This window comes from Nonomuraea sp. AD125B (genome assembly GCF_041402765.1).
Classification (GTDB): domain Bacteria; phylum Actinomycetota; class Actinomycetes; order Streptosporangiales; family Streptosporangiaceae; genus Nonomuraea; species Nonomuraea bangladeshensis.
This window is the reverse complement of the sequence record NZ_JBGLOU010000006.1, coordinates 352,983-369,559: the sequence shown is the minus strand read 5'-3', so window position 1 is coordinate 369,559 and position 16,577 is coordinate 352,983. Positions and strand designations below refer to the sequence as shown.

10 protein-coding genes are annotated in these 16,577 nt (G+C 72.1%); 7 read left to right on the top strand and 3 right to left on the bottom strand.

Annotation, left to right across the window (positions count from 1 at the left end; all coding sequences use genetic code 11):
* Positions 1-51: 51 nt before the first annotated feature.
* Together ACBR40_RS18605 and ctaD are read right to left on the bottom strand one after the other, a co-directional pair.
* Positions 52-2,799: an immune inhibitor A domain-containing protein gene (locus ACBR40_RS18605; RefSeq protein ID WP_371249526.1), complete on the bottom strand. Its 2,748-nt coding sequence runs from the start codon at positions 2,797-2,799 to the stop codon at positions 52-54.
* Positions 2,800-2,969: 170 nt separating this feature from the next.
* Positions 2,970-4,637, bottom strand: coding sequence for a cytochrome c oxidase subunit I (ctaD, locus tag ACBR40_RS18600; protein WP_371249525.1), 1,668 nt, complete (start codon positions 4,635-4,637; stop codon positions 2,970-2,972).
* 168 nt (positions 4,638-4,805) lie between these two features.
* Between ctaD and ACBR40_RS18595 the strand changes: the two genes are divergently transcribed.
* Positions 4,806-6,017, top strand: coding sequence for an aminotransferase class I/II-fold pyridoxal phosphate-dependent enzyme (locus ACBR40_RS18595; RefSeq protein WP_344211865.1), 1,212 nt, complete (start codon positions 4,806-4,808; stop codon positions 6,015-6,017).
* 12 nt (positions 6,018-6,029) lie between these two features.
* Here ACBR40_RS18595 and ACBR40_RS18590 read toward each other — a convergent pair whose 3' ends face one another.
* Positions 6,030-6,581 (bottom strand): hypothetical protein, encoded by a 552-nt coding sequence (locus ACBR40_RS18590; RefSeq protein ID WP_091082385.1) that lies wholly within the window; start codon positions 6,579-6,581, stop codon positions 6,030-6,032.
* A gap of 70 nt (positions 6,582-6,651) precedes the next feature.
* On the opposite strand from ACBR40_RS18590, the gene ACBR40_RS18585 reads away from it, so the two are divergent.
* The 6 genes from ACBR40_RS18585 (at position 6,652) to ACBR40_RS18560 (ending at position 16,554) form a co-directional block, all read left to right on the top strand.
* Complete coding sequence (locus ACBR40_RS18585) at positions 6,652-8,031, top strand: FAD-binding oxidoreductase (RefSeq protein ID WP_371249524.1); 1,380 nt, start codon at positions 6,652-6,654, stop codon at positions 8,029-8,031.
* A 164-nt stretch (positions 8,032-8,195) separates the two neighbouring features.
* Entirely contained in the window at positions 8,196-10,472 is a 2,277-nt protein-coding gene (locus ACBR40_RS18580; RefSeq protein WP_371249523.1) for a protein kinase, read from the top strand.
* 151 nt (positions 10,473-10,623) lie between these two features.
* Positions 10,624-12,156 (top strand): carboxyl transferase domain-containing protein, encoded by a 1,533-nt coding sequence (locus ACBR40_RS18575; RefSeq protein ID WP_344212803.1) that lies wholly within the window; start codon positions 10,624-10,626, stop codon positions 12,154-12,156.
* Positions 12,153-14,102: a biotin carboxylase N-terminal domain-containing protein gene (locus tag ACBR40_RS18570; RefSeq protein ID WP_371249522.1), complete on the top strand. Its 1,950-nt coding sequence runs from the start codon at positions 12,153-12,155 to the stop codon at positions 14,100-14,102. The genes ACBR40_RS18575 and ACBR40_RS18570 overlap by 4 nt, the downstream gene beginning before the upstream one ends.
* Positions 14,099-14,872 (top strand): enoyl-CoA hydratase-related protein, encoded by a 774-nt coding sequence (locus ACBR40_RS18565; RefSeq protein ID WP_371249521.1) that lies wholly within the window; start codon positions 14,099-14,101, stop codon positions 14,870-14,872. Before ACBR40_RS18570 ends, ACBR40_RS18565 begins: the two co-directional genes overlap by 4 nt.
* Positions 14,869-16,554: an acyclic terpene utilization AtuA family protein gene (locus tag ACBR40_RS18560; RefSeq protein ID WP_371249520.1), complete on the top strand. Its 1,686-nt coding sequence runs from the start codon at positions 14,869-14,871 to the stop codon at positions 16,552-16,554. Before ACBR40_RS18565 ends, ACBR40_RS18560 begins: the two co-directional genes overlap by 4 nt.
* The last annotated feature ends 23 nt before the right edge of the window (positions 16,555-16,577 follow it).

Sequence of the window (16,577 nt, the reverse complement as noted above, 5' to 3'; positions counted from 1 at the left end):
ATGGTAGGGCCGCCGGGAGACCCCGGCGGCCCGTGAATTACTTCTTCGGATCTACTTCTTCGGCGGGACGACCTGGACGATCGCGCCCAGGTTGCCCGGCAGCGGGCTGATCAGCTTGAACTGCACGCCGAGCGCCTTGCCCTCGTCACCGGGGTTGCCGGTGCCGAGCACCGAGCCGGCGACCGCCTGGCCGTACAGCTCGGGGGCGGGGGTGCCGTCCGCGTGCACCGCGCGGGTGCTGTAGGACTGGTCGCCCTTCGACGGCACGACCGCCGAGGCGTCGAAGTCGCGGTAGGCGAGGGCGCCGTTGAGCAGCTCGATGCCCGGGTACCACGTCTTGGCGTCGGTGAAGGTGCTCACGCCCTTCTGCGCGGGGAAGTCCGTGCAGTAGGTGCTGAACGGCTCGTTCGCCGCCTCGATGCACTCCTTGAAGGGGTACGTCTTGCCGAACCCGAACGCCGCGTTCGACGTCTGCACGCGCCCCTGCAGGTTCTTGTTGGCCGTCGGGTCCTTCTCGGCCGCGACCCCGGTGCGGCGCAGCGGCTCGAAGTGGGAGTCCACGACCAGCAGGCTGCCCTTGGGGCCGAGGCTCGGCGGGAGACGCAGGTTGTTGCCGACGGAGTTGTTGGTGTAGGTCGAGTCGCGGTACCACACCAGCAGGCCGGGCGCGTTGTACTTCACCTTCTGCACCTTCCACGACCCGTCACGGCTGTAGTCGGTGTCGTAGGTGTAGGCCAGGCCGTTGTCGAAGCCGTCGAAGTTGCGCCACTCGGCGAGGTAGAAGCGCTGCACCTCGCGCTCGCCGTTGTTGCGGGTCCAGCCCTGGCCGCTCGTGTTGGTGAAGGTGCCGCCGGTGGCCTTCCAGCCGTTGTCGCCGCCCTCGACGTCGTCGCTCCAGACGGTCTCGCCGCCGTTGGTGAGCGCGAAGTCGTCGACGTGCCAGCCGCGCGGGGTGAAGGCCGCGTCGGTGTTGTACGTCAGGCGGAACTTGACGGTCTGCCCGGCGAACGCCGTCAGGTCGACGTAGTCGTGCCGCCACTGCTCGCCGGTGTCACCGGTGATGCCGTACTTCTTGCCGCCGAACGTCTTGAGGTTCTTGTTCGGGTCCGGGTAGCCGTCGGGCGTGGTGACCTCGTTGCCGGCCTCGTCGTACATCTTCTGCTGCGCCCAGGTCTGGCCGCCGTCGGTCGAGACCTCGACGAAGCCGAAGTCCCAGTCCTGCTCGATCTCGTAGTTGTTCCACATCCACAGCCGGACGTCGGAGCCGGACGGGACGGGCAGGTCACGGGTGAGGGTGACGTTGGCCCACTCCTGGTCGAGGTTGGTCCACCAGGCGTTCGAGCCGCTGTGCGGGGTGACCATCTCCAGCGGCTCCGAGGCCAGGTTGACCCGGACGCCGTCGGCGGTCAGCTTGGGCGTGCGCGAGGACTGGCCGACGGTGACGAGCTTGGCGGCGTCGCCGGGGTCGAACGTCTTCGGGTTCGCCCAGCCGAGCACCCACTTGTCCCACAGGCCCATGTGCGCCGGCATCGACTGGAAGATCGGGCCGGAGTGCGAGCCGCTGGACATCAGGTCCCAGAAGTCGACCGCGGAGCTGGCCGAGCCCGAGGTGTCGTACAGGTCGGGCAGGCCGAGGTCGTGGCCGTACTCGTGGGCGAAGACGCCGACGCCGGAGTCCTCGGGCTGCACGATGTAGTTGGAGATCTTCTTGTTGGTGCCGGGGACGGTGTAGCCGCCGGCGACCGCGCTGGAGTGGGCCCAGATGGCGTAGGTGCCCTCGGCGCCGCCGTCGGAGGACTTGTCCTTGCCGGCGTGCACCAGCACCAGGTGGTCGATGACGCCGTCCGGCTCCTGGAAGTTGCCGTCGCCGTCGGCGTCGGAGATGTCCTCGACGTCGTAGTCGGCCCACGGGAAGTTCGGCTGGGCCTGGGCGAGGGCGTTGACCGAGTCGATGGCGAGCTGCTGGGCGCCGACCTCGTTGCTCGGGTGGCCGGACATGTCCTGGGGCGCGCCGCCGCAGGCCGCGGCGCCGTAGTACGCCTCGGAGTGCGGGACCTTGATCCAGCCGACCGCGGAGCCGGTCACCGAGTAGGCGCCCTTGGACATCTCCTCGTACATCTTCTTCATCGTGAAGCCGGAGATGTCGATGCCGGGCTTGCCGTCGCGCGGGTCCTTGAGGTCCTTGCGCACGCGCTCGGTGATGCCCTTGTCGCTGTAGAGCATCTTGTTGAAGTGCTCGGTGCTGAAGTCCTTGACCCAGAAGGAGTTGTTGTCCAGGTGGGGCAGGGTGGCCGGGTCGGGGATGTTGTTGTGCAGCGGGCCGTTCTTCAGGGTGCCCGGCGGCTCGACGACGCAGTCGTCCGGGGCGCTGTTGACGGTGCGCAGCCGGTTGAAGCCGGAGAAGTCGTCGTTGGCCTGCTCGTTGAACTCGACGAGGACGGTCAGGAGCTTGGCCGTGCGGGTCTGCTTGCTGTTCTTGAAGATCCACTCGGCCGGGTTGCGGCCGGTTCGCAGTGCCTCCCGCTCCCGCGCGGCGAGAATGCGCCCGGCGGCCGGGTTTCCGCTGCTGAACTTCCGGTCGTACTTCTGCGCCGGGGTCAGTGAGCGGGCCTTCTGGTCGGCGAGGCCCGGCTCCCGCGGCTCCCTCTCGACGGCCGGCGGGGCGTAGTTGATGTAGTGGTCCGCGGCCGTGGGCTCGTAGTGGGCGACCGAGGCCGCCTGAGCGGTGGGCACGGACAGGGCGGCGCCAAGCAGGGCGACCGCCGGAAAAGCTGCCAATAAGCGCTTAGTGCTGGGCACCAGGAACCCTTTCTGCCCGGGATCTCCGGGCGAATGGCCATAGGGCATGCAATGCCGGACGCTAGAGCTTTAATCAACGAATCGTAAAGTGCGTTGTTGAAACGTGACCAAAACACCACAATCGGAACATCAACGCTGTGGTGATCAGGTGGGAACGGGGGTCCTGGGGGTCAGCCCTCCGTGTCCTCGCCCGGCTCCCGCTTCTCCCCCTCACGGGGGTAGTGCAGGTCGAACGCGGGCCGTTCGGAGCGGATGGGCGGGATCGCGGTGAAGTTGTGCCGGGGCGGCGGGCAGGAGGTGGCCCACTCCAGGGAGTTGGCGTACCCCCAGGGGTCGTCGAGGGTGACCTTGGGCGCCCTGCGTGCCGTCCTCCACACGTTCCAGAGGAACGGCAGCGTGGAGACGCCCAGCAGGAACGCCCCCACGGACGAGACCTCGTTGAGCGCGGTGAACCCGTCGCCGGGGCTGTAGTCGGCGTAGCGGCGGGGCATGCCGATCTGCCCCAGCCAGTGCTGCACCAGGAACGTGGTGTGGAAGCCGACGAACAGCAGCCAGAAGTGCAACCGCCCGAGCCGGTCGTCCAGCATCCGCCCGGTCATCTTCGGCCACCAGAAGTAGAAGCCGGCGAACATCGCGAACACCACCGTGCCGAAGACCACGTAGTGGAAGTGGGCCACCACGAAGTAGGTGTCGCTGATGTGGAAGTCGAGCGGCGGCGAGGCCAGGATGACGCCGGTGAGCCCGCCGAGCAGGAACGTCACGAGGAAGCCGACCGCGAACAGCATCGGCGACTCGAAGCTCAGATGGCCCCGCCACATCGTGCCGATCCAGTTGAAGAACTTCACGCCTGTCGGTACCGCGATGAGGAACGTCATGAACGAGAAGAACGGCAGCAACACCTGCCCGGTCGGGAACATGTGGTGCGCCCACACGGTCATCGACAGCCCGGCGATCGCGATCGTCGCCCCGACCAGCCCCATGTAGCCGAAGATGGGCTTGCGGCTGAAGACCGGGAGCACCTCGGTGATGATCCCGAAGAACGGCAGCGCGATGATGTAGACCTCGGGATGCCCGAAGAACCAGAACAGGTGCTGCCAGAGCAGCGGGCCGCCGTTGTCGGCCACGAAGACCTGGGTGCCGAGCTTGCGGTCCGACTCCAGCACCAGCAGCGCGGCGGCCAGCACCGGGAACGCCATGAGCACGAGCATGCTGGTCAGCAGCACGTTCCAGGTGAAGATCGGCATCCGGAACATCGTCATGCCGGGCGCCCGCATGCCGATGATCGTGGAGATGAAGTTCACCGCGCCGAGGATCGTGCCGAGGCCGGACAGCGCCAGCCCCATGATCCACAGGTCGCCGCCCACCTGCGGCGAGAACGTGGCCGACGCCAGCGGCGTGTACGCGAACCACCCGAAGTCGGCCGCACCGCCGGGCGCGAAGAACCCGGCCACCGCGATGATCCCGCCGAACAGGAACAGCCAGTACGCCACCGCGTTCAGCCGGGGGAAGGCCACGTCGGGCGCGCCGATCTGCAGCGGCATCACCACGTTCGCGAAGCCCGCGAACAGCGGCGTGGCGAACAGCAGCAGCATGATCGTGCCGTGCATGGTGAACAGCTGGTTGTAGAACTGCTGGTTCACCAGCTGCATGCCGGGCTGGGCCAGCTCGGCCCGCATCACCATGGCCATGACCCCGGCCACGAGGAAGAACGCGAACGAGGTGATCAGGTAGAGATAGCCGATGACCTTGTGGTCCGTCGTCGACAGCCACGACGCGATCACCGTGCCGGTGCGGCGGCGCCTGACCTGCTCGATCGAGGTCTCGCGGACAGTCGTCATCGGCTGCTCCCTCCGGTGTGGAGTGGGGATGCCCCCGATCCCCCCATTGCACGCCAAGGACGGCCGCTCGTGAAGCCGTTGACCGACATTCGCCCCCGGCGACTTCGCACGCCGCCGATTCTTCTATCCTTGGGCGGGCACCGATCCGATCCGGAGGAGAGACTTCTCGTGACCGCACAGCGTGACTACGACGCCCTCGTCCAGCGTGGGCTCTCGCTCGACCTCACCCGGGGCAAGCCGTCACCGCGCCAGCTCGACCTCTCCGACGATCTGCTCAAACTGCCCACGAGCTACCGTGCGGCCGACGGCACCGACGGCCGCAACTACGGCAACCTCCAGGGTCTCGCCGAGCTGCGCGAGCTGTTCGCGCCGCTGCTGCAGGTGCCGGCCGGGCAGCTCGTCGTGGGCGGCAACGCCAGCCTCGCGCTCATGCACGACACCGTGGTGCACGCGCTGCTCAGCCCGGTGCCCGGCGCGGCCCGGCGGTGGGTGGAGGAGCCCGAGATCACGTTCCTGTGCCCGGTGCCCGGCTACGACCGGCACTTCACGATCTGCGAGCGCCTCGGCATCAAGATGGTGCCGGTGCCGATGACCGCCGACGGCCCCGACATGGACGTCGTCGAGCGCCTGGTCGCCGCCGACGCGAGCGTCAAGGGCATGTGGTGCGTGCCGAAGTACAGCAACCCGACCGGCGTCGTCTACAGCGACGAGACCGTCAGGCGCCTGGCCGCGATGCCCACGGCGGCGCCCGACTTCCGCATCTTCTGGGACAACGCCTACGCGGTGCACCACCTCACCGACACCCCGGTCGAGCTGGCCGACCTGCTCGCGCTGGCCGCCGAGGCGGGCAACCCCGACCGGGTGTTCGTCTACGCCTCCACGTCCAAGGTGACGCTGGCCGGCGCGGGCGTGTCGTTCTTCGGCTCCTCGCCCGCGAACGTCGAGTGGTTCCTGCGCAACACCGCCAAGCAGTCCATCGGCCCCGACAAGATCAACCAGCTCCGGCACGTGGAGTTCCTGCGCGACCCGGCGGGCGTCGAGGCGCACATGCGCAAGCACGCCGCGCTGATCGGGCCGAAGTTCGAGCTGGTGGACAAGGTGCTCTCCGAGCGGCTCGGCGGCCTGGCGAGCTGGACCAGCCCCAAGGGCGGCTACTTCATCAGCCTGGAGGTGCCGCACGCGGCCGAGGTCGTCGCCAAGGCCAAGGCGGCGGGCATCGCGCTCACGCCGGCCGGGGCCACCCACCCCTACGGCAAGGACCCCGACGACCGGACGATCCGCATCGCGCCGACCTACCCGGACCTGGACGAGCTGGAGCAGGCCATCGAGGGCCTGACCGTCTGCGTCAGGCTGGTGGCCGAGGAGCACGGGCTCGCCTGAGCCCTTCAGGCATCAGCGGCCGGGGCGGAAGCCGAAGATGTACTCGCGCGTCTCGCTCGGATGGAACGAGACGCCCACCCCGGGCTCGTAGACGACGTTGTCGCGCGCGCAGTAGTAAAGGCGCTCCCACACGGCCAGGGCCTGCTCCCTGGCCGGCGCCTCCTGCGCGTCGCGCCTGCGCGCCCCGCGCGCGCCGAGCACGTTGAGCAGCCCGAACCCCCAGAACAGGCCCGTCAGGCAGAACGGCGCGAGCAGCACCTCGCCCCACTGCGGGTCCTGCCCCATCGCGATCACCAGCGAGACGACCAGATGCACCAGGGCCGCGCCGAGGAGCAGCAGATAGCCCTGGTTCCTGGTCCAGGCCGTGTAGTGGCGGCTGGGGAACGACAGCCACACCGCGAGCTGGGTGCGGCTCATCACGTGCTTGGACGCGCCGAGCACGGCGGCGGTGGGCAGGTCGGCGACCTCCCTGGCCCCGGGGAGACGGGCCCGCCCGATCTTGTACGTGGTCCCGGCGGCGACCGCTCCGGGGACCGCGACGACCTGGTCGGTCTCCGAACACACCGGGCACCTGACTTCCACCCGGGCAGTTTGTCCTTAAGGGCCGCCTTGCGCAAACCGTAGGCTGCTCCGCGTGAGACCGATTGATGCCCTGGCGCACTCCCTGTCCGAAGCCCGGGTCGTGACCGACCCCGACGTGATCGACTCCTACGCCCGGGACCGGACGTTCCTGGAGCCCGGCAGGCCGCTCGCCGTCGTCCTCGCCGCCTCCCGCGACGACGTGGTCACCACGCTGCGGTGGGCGAGCGAGCACCGGGTGCCGGTGGTGCCGCGCGGCGCGGGCACCGGCCTCGCGGGCGGGGCCGTCGCCGGGGACGGGGCGATCGTGCTGTCGCTGGCCCGGATGACCGCCATCAGGGAGCTGTCGCCGGCCGACGAGATCGCCGTCGCCGAGCCGGGCGTCATCACCGCCGACCTGGACCGGGCGGCCAGGGAGCACGGCCTCATGTACGCGCCGGACCCGTCGTCGTACGAGATCTCCACGATCGGCGGCAACCTGGCGACCAACGCGGGCGGGCTGCGGTGCGTCAAGTACGGCGTGACCAGGGACTCCGTGCTCGGCCTTGAGGTCGTGCTGGCCGACGGCCGGGTGCTGGAGACCGGCCGTCGCACGATGAAGGGCGTCACCGGCTACGACCTGACCGGGCTGTTCGTCGGCTCGGAGGGCACGCTCGGCGTGATCACGGCGGCCACGCTGCGGCTGCGGCCCGCGCCGGCCGGGCCGCCCGCGACGTTCGCGGCCGAGTTCGGCTCGCTGCGGGACGCGGGCGCGGCGGTGTCGGCGATCATCGCGGCGGGCTGCGCGCCGTCGCTCATGGAGCTGCTCGACCGGGCCACGCTGGAGGCCATCGACGACTGGCGGCACATCGGGCTGGAGCCCGGCACGCAGGCCATGCTCATCGGCCAGTCGGACGCGGGCGACGGGCAGGCGGCGGCCCGCCGGATGGAGCGGATCTGCGCCGAGCACGGGGCCTCGTTCGTGGCGGTGTCCTCCGGCCCGGCCGAGACCGAGGAGCTGGTGGGGTTGCGGCGGCTGGCGTACCCGGCCACCGAGCGCCTCGGCGCCTGCCTGGTGGAGGACGTGTGCGTGCCGCGCTCGGCGCTGCCCGACATGATCACCGCCATCGAGGCGGCCGCCGTCCGGCACGGGGTGCGCATCTGCACCGTCGCGCACGCCGGGGACGGCAACCTGCACCCCGTCTTCGTCTTCGAGCACGGCGCCGCCGAGCCGCCCCCCGAGGTGTGGGCCGCGGCGGACGAGGTGTTCACGCGGGCGCTGGAGCTGGGCGGCACGCTGACCGGGGAGCACGGGGTGGGGCTGCTCAAGCAGCGGTGGCTGGCGCTGGAGTCGGGGCCGGTGGCCGCCGACGTGCAGCGGGGCATCAAGGCCGTCTTCGACCCCCTCGGCCTGCTCAACCCGGGCAAGGCGATCCAGCAGCCGCCGCAGGTCTAGAGTTTGCCAAGCCGTGACCTTGGGTTTCCGGGTGCACACGACCTGCGGTGGGAGCTGACTGGCCGGGTCAGGATGCGGAAACTTCTGTCCGGACCGGCAGACGCCCCGCTTATCACGCTGGTAGCGTTTTGCCCCATCTGTTGGGGTTGTTATGGGGGTCCGACGTGAATCAGTTCCAGCCGTTGGCGGCGGACGATCCGCGGCGGCTGGGGGCGTATGACATCGTCGCCCGGCTCGGCGAGGGTGGCCAGGGCGTCGTCTATCTCGGCAAGAGCGACACCGGGGAACAGGTCGCGGTCAAGCTGCTGCACCACGCCCTGGTGGCCGACGCCGACGCGCGCACCCGGTTCCTGCGCGAGGTGGCGGTGGCGCAGCGGGTCGCGCGGTTCTGCACCGCGCCCGTGCTCCACGCCGACCTGGACGGCAGCCGGCCGTACATCGTGAGCGAGTACGTCCCCGGACCGTCGCTGCGCGAGCTCGTGCTCACCGAGGGGCCGCGGCGGGGCGCGGCGCTGGAACGGCTGGCCATCAGCACGGCCACCGCGCTCGCCGCCATCCACCGGGCCGGGATCCTGCACCGCGACTTCAAGCCGGCCAACGTCCTCATGGGGCCCGAAGGGCCCGTCGTGATCGACTTCGGCATCGCGCGCGCCCTCGACTCGCCCGGCGCGACGGCCACGGGCATGGCGATGGGGACGCCGTCGTACCTGGCGCCTGAGCAGCTCAGCGGGGCGGCGGTGTCGGAGGCGGCGGACGTGTTCGCCTGGGGCGTCACCATGGTCTTCGCCGCCACCGGCAAGCCCGCCTTCGGGGCCGACTCGATCCCCGTCGTCATGAACCGGATCCTCAACGAGGAGCCGGAGCTGGGCGGGATGGAGGGCGAGCTGGGGGAGCTGGTCGCCGCCTGCCTGTCCAAGGACCCGGCGCAGCGGCCCACGGCCGACGGCCTCATCCTCCGGCTCACCGGCCAGCCCGCGCCCAAGGCCGCCATCGAGCCGGTCACCGGCCAGCACCTCACCGGCGCCCCCGGCCCGGGACAGCCCGGACAGCCGGGACAGCCCGGACACCCGGGACAGGACGCCGGCCCCTGGGCTCAGGGCGGCGGCCCGCAGCCCGTGTTCCCGCCCCAGCAGGGCGGCCCCTTCCCCCACCTCGCCGCCGCCATCCAGAACGGCCCCGGCCAGCCCTCCGGCGCCCCGGGCGGCCCGGGCTCGGGCCACAGCGCACCGGGCGCGGCCTCGGGCCCCGGCGCACCTGGCGGTCCGGCAGCGGGTCCCGGCGCACATGGCGGCGCGGCCGGAGGTGCCGGCGCTCCCGGTGGGCACGGGAGCGTGGGCGGGGTTCAGCCCGGCGCTCCGAGCGGGCCCCAGGCCGGAGCGCCCGGTGGTCCTGCGCAGGCGGGCATGCCCGGTCAGGCCGGGCCTGGCGTCCCGTCGCAGGCACCCGGTCAGGCCGGGCCCGGCGTTCCGCCGCAGGCCGGTGCGCCCGGCCAGGGCGGAGGCCCTGGTGTTCCGCCGCAGGCCGGGAGGCCCGGTCAGGGGGGCCATGGGCCGTACAACGGGCCCCGTTCGCAGTCTCCCGGTGGACAGGGCGACGGGGCGCCGGCCAAGCAGCGGCGGACCATGACGCTCGCCCTCTCCGGCGCCGCCGCGGCGGCCCTGCTGGTGGTCGCCGGCGCCGTCGTGGTGCAGGCGAACAGCAAGGAGGTGCCGGTCGTGGCCGTCGGCGACGCCTCGCAGCGCACCGAGGACGGCGGTTCGGCCGCGGGCAAGCCCGTCGAGCCTCCGTCCACCCAGCCGACCGCCGACCCGGTGCTGCCCACGGACAGCCCCGTCCCGGTGGGCACCCTGGACATCGAGGAGCCGGAGAAGAGCGACAAGAAGAAGCGCTCCGAGCAGCCGGTCGCCCAGATCCCGACCCAGCCGAGCACGGCGCAGCCGCGCCCGCAGACGAACGACACCCAGCGCCCGCAGGCCACCTCGACGCCCAAGCCGACCAAGACGAAGAAGAAGGAGAGCCTCGGCGTCGACCCGGAGGCCGAGCCGACGGACGCGCCCACGCACAACCCGGACGAGACCACCAAGACGCACCCGCCGACCAAGCTCCCCGCCAAGCGGAACCCGTACACGGCGGCCGGCGTCTGCGGCGCCGGCTACAAGGTGATCAACTCCCACGCCCTGGGCAGCTACGCGACCGTCTACCTGCTCTGGAACGCGAGCGCGGGCAAGAACTGCGTGGTGACGCTGTCGCGCTACGTCTATCCCAACAAGGTCGAGATGAACGCGATCCTGCAGGTCAAGGGCGGATCCAGCGGCAGCAACCCGGGCTCCTTCAGCACCTACGCCGGCCCGGTCCGGCTGCCGGCCACGAAGAAGTGCGTGATCTGGGGCGGCTCGATCTCCAACGTGAGCTGGAAGTCCGGCTGGAGCCACTGCAAGTAGGCCGCCGGTCCGGCCCGGGCGTCCGGCTCTTCCGCATCGGAGGGCCGGACGCTACCGTACTTGGCGTGATCATCAGGTCGTCGGCGGGACAGCCGTGATCAGAAGCAGGCTCGATCCCGGGGGCGAGGACTACCTGGCGCGCCGCGAGGCCATGCTGGCCAAGCTGCGCGAGCTGGACGCCGAGCACGCCAAGGCGGTGGCCGGCGGCGGCGAGAAGTACGTCGAGCGGCACCGGCGGCGCGGCAAGCTGCTCGCCCGCGAACGGGTGGAGCTGCTCGTGGACGCCGACTCGCCGTTCCTGGAGCTGTCGCCGCTGGCGGCGTGGGGCAGCGACTACCCGGTCGGGGCGAGCGTGGTGACCGGCATCGGGGTGATCGAGGGCGTCGAGTGCGTGATCACCGCGAACGACCCGACGGTGCGCGGCGGCGCGACCAACCCGTGGACCCTCCGCAAGACGCTGCGCGCGGCCGACATCGCGCTGCGCAACCGGCTCCCGTACGTGAACCTGGTCGAGAGCGGTGGCGCGGACCTGCCGACGCAGAAGGAGATCTTCATCCCGGGCGGCCAGGTCTTCCGTGACCTGACGCGGCTGTCGGCGGCCGGCGTACCGACGGTGGCGCTGGTGTTCGGCAACTCGACGGCGGGCGGCGCGTACGTCCCCGGCATGAGCGACCACGTGGTGATGGTCCGCGACCGCGCCAAGGTGTTCCTGGGCGGCCCGCCGCTGGTGCGGATGGCGACCGGCGAGGAGTCCGACGACGAGTCGCTGGGCGGCGCGGAGATGCACGCCCGGGTGAGCGGCCTGGCCGACTACCTGGCCGAGGACGAGTACGACGCGCTCCGCATCGGCCGCCGCGTGGTGCGCTCGCTGAACTGGCGCAAGCGGGGCGTCACGCCGCTGCCCGCCGAGGAGCCGCGCTATCCGGCGGAGGAGCTGCTGGGCATCGTCCCCGAGGACCTGAAGGTGCCGTTCGACCCGCGCGAGGTGATCGCGAGGGTGGTGGACGCGAGCGCGTTCGAGGAGTTCAAGCCGCTGTACGGCACCTCGCTGGTGACGGGGTGGGCGCGCGTCCACGGCTATCCGGTGGGGGTGCTGGCGAACGCGCGGGGCGTGCTGTTCAGCGAGGAGGCGCAGAAGGCGACGCAGTTCATCCAGCTCGCCAACCAGTCGAGGACCCCGCTCGTCTTCCTGCAGAACACGACCGGCTACATGGTCGGCAAGGACTACGAGCAGCGCGGGATCATCAAGCACGGCGCGATGATGATCAACGCGGTGTCCAACTCGACGGTCCCGCATCTGACGATCGTCATGGGGGCGTCCTACGGCGCCGGCAACTACGGCATGTGCGGCCGGGCCTACGAGCCCCGGTTCCTGTTCGCCTGGCCGAGCGCCAAGTCGGCGGTGATGGGGCCCGCGCAGCTCGCCGGGGTGCTGTCCATCGTCGGGCGGGCGGCGGCCGAGGCCAGGGGGCAGGCGTACGACGAGGAGGCGGACGCGGCGATGCGCGCCCTGGTGGAGGCGCAGATCGAGGCCGAGTCGCTGCCGTTCTTCCTGTCGGGGCGGCTGTACGACGACGGGGTGATCGATCCGCGCGACACCCGTACCGTGCTGGGCATGTGCCTGTCGGCGATCAACAGCGCGCCGGTGCCGGAGCCGGCCGGGTTCGGGGTGTTCCGGCCGTGATCAGCCGTCTGCTCGTCGCGAACCGGGGTGAGATCGCCCGGCGCGTCTTCCGTACCTGCCGGGCGGTCGGGATCGAGACGGTCGCGGTCTTCGCCGACCCCGACGCCGACGCGCCGCACGTGGCCGAGGCCGATCTCGCGGTACGCCTGCCGGGCGACCGGCCGGCCGGGACCTACCTGGACGCCGGCCGCGTGGTGGCCGCCTGCCGCGCCTCCGGGGCGGACGCCGTGCACCCGGGTTACGGGTTCCTGTCGGAGAACGCGGAGTTCGCGCGGGCGGTGCTGGCGGCCGGGCTGGTGTGGGTGGGCCCGCCGCCGGAGGCGATCGCCGCGATGGGGTCCAAGATCGAGGCCAAGCGGCTCATGGCGGCGGCCGGGGTGCCCGTGCTGCCCTCGCTCGACCTCGCGGCGCCCGATGAGTTCCCGCTGCTGGTCAAGGCGTCGGCCGGGGGCGGCGGGCGGGGCATGCGGATCGTCCGCGGGCCGGAGGAGCTGGCGCGCGAGGTCGACTCGGCGCGCCGGGAGGCGGAGGCGGCCTTCGGCGATCCCGCCGTGTTCGCCGAGCCGCTGTGGGAGCGGGCCAGGCACGTCGAGGTGCAGGTGCTGGCCGACGCGTACGGCACCGTGTGGACGCTGGGCGAGCGCGAGTGCAGTGTGCAGCGGCGGCACCAGAAGGTCGTCGAGGAGTGCCCCTCCCCCGGCATCGCGGCGGAGGTGCGCGAGCGGCTGTGCGAGGCGGCGAGGCGCGCGGCGGCCGCGATCGGCTACGTCGGGGCCGGGACCGTCGAGTTCCTGGTGCGCGGCGACCGGGTGGCGTTCCTGGAGATGAACACCCGGCTCCAGGTCGAGCACCCGGTCACCGAGCTGGTGCACGGGGTGGATCTCGTACGGCTGCAGCTGGAGGTGGCCGAGGGCGGTGCGCTGCCCGCGGAGCCGCCCCGGCCGTCCGGGCACGCCGTGGAGGTGCGGCTCTACGCGGAAGACGAGCACTACCTGCCGCAGTCGGGGGTGCTGCGGCGTTTCGAGGTCGGAGGAGACGTCCGGGTGGACTCCGGGGTGGAGTCCGGGTCGGTGGTGTCGCCGTACTACGACGCGATGCTGGCGAAGGTGATCGCGCACGGGGCGTCGCGGGCGGAGGCGGTCAGGAAGCTGGTGACGGCGCTGCGGCGGGCACGGCTGCACGGCCTCACCACGAACCGCGACCTGCTGCTGCGGATCCTCACCCATCCGGACTTCGCGGCCGGGGACACCCATACCGGTTTCCTCGACCCCGACGGGCCTCTCGCGACATCCCCGCCCGAGCCGACAGCCCCGTCCGAGCCGACAGCCCCGCCCGAGCCCACAGCCCCGCCCGAGCCGACAGGGCCGGGCGAGCTGGCCGGGCTGGCCGCCGCGCTCGCGCTGGCCGCCGGCAACCGCCGCCGCGCGCCCGTGCTCGGCGGCCTGCCGAGCGGGTGGCGCAACGTCCGCTCCCAGCCCCGCCGCACCGCCTTCACCACCGGCGACGGCGGCACGATCGACGTCGTCTACGACCCGCTGCCCGCCGGCGTCACCGCCGTCAGCGCCGCGCCCGACCGGGTGGTCCTGGAGCGCGACGGCGTCCGCCACGCCTTCGCCGTCGCCCGCTACGAGCCCGGCGGCCCGGTGTACGTGGACCACGCGGGCGGTCACGCCGAGCTGACCCCGCTCCCTCGCCTGCCCGAGCCCGTCGAGCACGTCGTCCCCGGCTCCCTGCTGGCCCCGATGCCGGGCAGCGTGCTGCGCGTGGAGGTGGCGCCCGGCGAGCGGGTCGTCAAGGGCCAGGCGGTGCTGGTGCTGGAGGCGATGAAGATGGAGCATCGGATCACCGCTCCGGCCGACGGCGTGGTCTCCGGGCTGCACGTCGAGCAGGGCCGGCAGGTCGAGGCGGGGGCCGTGCTCGCGATCATCCACGAGGGGGACCTATGACGAGCCTGGTGCACGCCAGCCTGGCGGACGGTGTCGCGACCGTCACGCTCGACTCGCCGCACAACCGCAACGCGCTGTCGAGCCGCCTGCTGGCCGATCTGAAGGAGCGGCTGACCTGGGCGCTGGCCGAGCCCGGGTGCCGGGTGATCGTGCTGACCGCCACCGGCACGGTGTTCTGCTCAGGGGCCGACCTGAAGGAGCAGCGCGCCGCCGAGGGGAAGCCCGGCGCGCCGGTGACCGCGTCCCTGCCGGAGATCTTCACGCTGCTGTGGGAGAGCCCGAAGCCGGTCGTGTGCCGGCTCAACGGCACCGCGCGGGCGGGCGGCCTCGGGCTGGTGGCCTCGTGCGACTTCGCGGTGGCGCCGCTGACGGCGTCGTTCGCGTTCACCGAGGTGCGGCTGGGCGTGGTGCCGGCGATGATCTCCGTACCGGTGCTGCGGCGGCTCGATCCGCGGGCCGCGGCCGAGTACTTCCTGACCGGCGAGGTCTTCGACGCCGCGCGGGCGGCCGAGATCGGGCTGGTGTCGCGGGCGGTGCCGGAGGAGGAGCTGGACGCGGCGGTCGCGCACTACACGGAGCTGCTGGTCAAGGGCGGTCCCGAGGCGCTGGCGATCACCAAGCGGCTGGTGCGGGAGGTGCCGGCGCTGCCGTTCGAGGAGGGGCTGCGGCGGATGACGGAGCTGTCGGCGGAGCGGTTCACCTCGGAGGAGGGGCAGGAGGGCATCGCGGCGTTCTGGGAGAAGCGGCCGCCCAAGTGGGTCTCGGGATGAGCCTGCGGATCGCCAACTGCAGCGGGTTCTACGGCGACCGGCTCTCGGCGGCGCGCGAGATGGTCGAGGGCGGCCCGATCGACGTGCTGACCGGCGACTGGCTGGCCGAGCTGACGATGTTCATCCTGGCCGGCAACCGGCTGAAGGGCCGGCCCGGCTACGCGCCGACGTTCCTGACGCAGCTTGAGCACGTCCTCGGCACGTGCCTCGACCGGGGCATCAGGATCGTCTCGAACGCGGGCGGCCTCGACCCGGCCGGCTGTGCCGAGGCGGTGCGCGAGCTGGCCGCCCGCCTGGGGCTGTCCGCGAGGGTCGCGCACGTGACGGGCGACGACCTCATCGGCCGCGACCTCGACCTGGTCAACGCCGACACCGGCGAGCGCCTGACCGAGACGCCCCTGACCGCGAACGCCTACCTGGGCGGCCGGCCCATCGCCCAGGCATTGGCGGCGGGGGCGGACGTGGTGGTGACCGGCCGGGTGACGGACGCCGCGCTGGTGACGGGCCCCGGCATCTGGCGCTACGGCTGGGGTCCTGACGACCTGGACCCGCTGGCCGGGTCCGTGGTGGCCGGGCACGTGATCGAGTGCGGCTGCCAGGCGACGGGCGGCAACTACGCCTTCTTCCAGGACGTGCCGGACCTGGCGCACTGCGGGTTCCCCCTCGCCGAGCTGCGCGCCGACGGCTCCGCCGTCATCACCAAGCATCCGGGGACGGGCGGGCTGGTGTCGGTGGGGACGGTGACGGCGCAGCTCGTGTACGAGCTGGGCGGCCCCCGCTACCTCGGTCCTGACGTGGTCGCCAGGTTCGACACGATCACCCTCACCGACGACGGGCCGGACCGGGTGCTGATCTCGGGCGTGCGCGGCGAGCCGCCGCCGGACACGCTCAAGGTCGCGGTCAACTACCTCGGCGGCTACCGCAACACGATGACGCTGGTGCTGACCGGGCTGGACGTCGAGGCCAAGGCGCGGGCGGCCGAGGAGGCGATCTGGGCGCGGATCCCGAAGGAGTCCTTCGACGCGGTGGACGTGACGCTCACCGGCTCGGGACTGCTGCAAATCACGGTCATGGACGCCGACCGCCGCACGGCCGGCCGCGCCTTCTCCTCGGCGGTGGTGGAGACGGGGCTGGCGAGCTATCCGGGCTTCCACGCGCTCTCTCCGCCGGGCGACGCCTCGCCGTACGGGGTCTACTGGCCGGTGCTCGTCCCGGCCGCCGAGGTGCGCCCGCGGGTCTGGCTCGACGGCGAGGAGCTGCCGTACACGGCCCCCGGAACCTCGGCGGAGCCGCTTCCCGTGCAGCCGGTGGAGAGGCGGGCAGCCGTCCCCTCGGGGCCGTGCGTGCGGCTGCCGCTCGGCCGGGTCGCGGGGGCGCGCTCCGGCGACAAAGGGGGCGACGCCAACCTCGGCGTCTGGGTGGACACCGACGAGCGGTACGCCTGGCTGGAGGCGTACCTGACGACCGGACGGCTGGCCGCGCTCCTGCCGGAGCTGGCCGCGTACCGGGTCGAGCGCCACGAACTGCCCAATCTCAGGGCGCTCAACTTCATCGTCCACGGCCTGCTCGGCAGGGGCGTGGCCGCGAGCACCCGCATGGACCCGCAGGCCAAGGCGCTGGGCGAGGAGCTGCGGGCGCAGGTCGTGGACGTTCCCGCGGCCCTGGCGCGGCAGCCGGGTTGACCGAGGGGTAGGGCTCTCGTAGG

Coding starts and splice junctions, on each gene's coding strand:
- ctaD (WP_371249525.1), bottom strand. CDS start 4,637: ATGACGACTGTCCGCGAGACCTCGATCGAGCAGGTCAGGCGCCGCCGC.
- ACBR40_RS18575 (WP_344212803.1), top strand. CDS start 10,624: ATGCTGGCCAAGCTGCGCGAGCTGGACGCCGAGCACGCCAAGGCGGTG.
- ACBR40_RS18565 (WP_371249521.1), top strand. CDS start 14,099: ATGACGAGCCTGGTGCACGCCAGCCTGGCGGACGGTGTCGCGACCGTC.
- ACBR40_RS18560 (WP_371249520.1), top strand. CDS start 14,869: ATGAGCCTGCGGATCGCCAACTGCAGCGGGTTCTACGGCGACCGGCTC.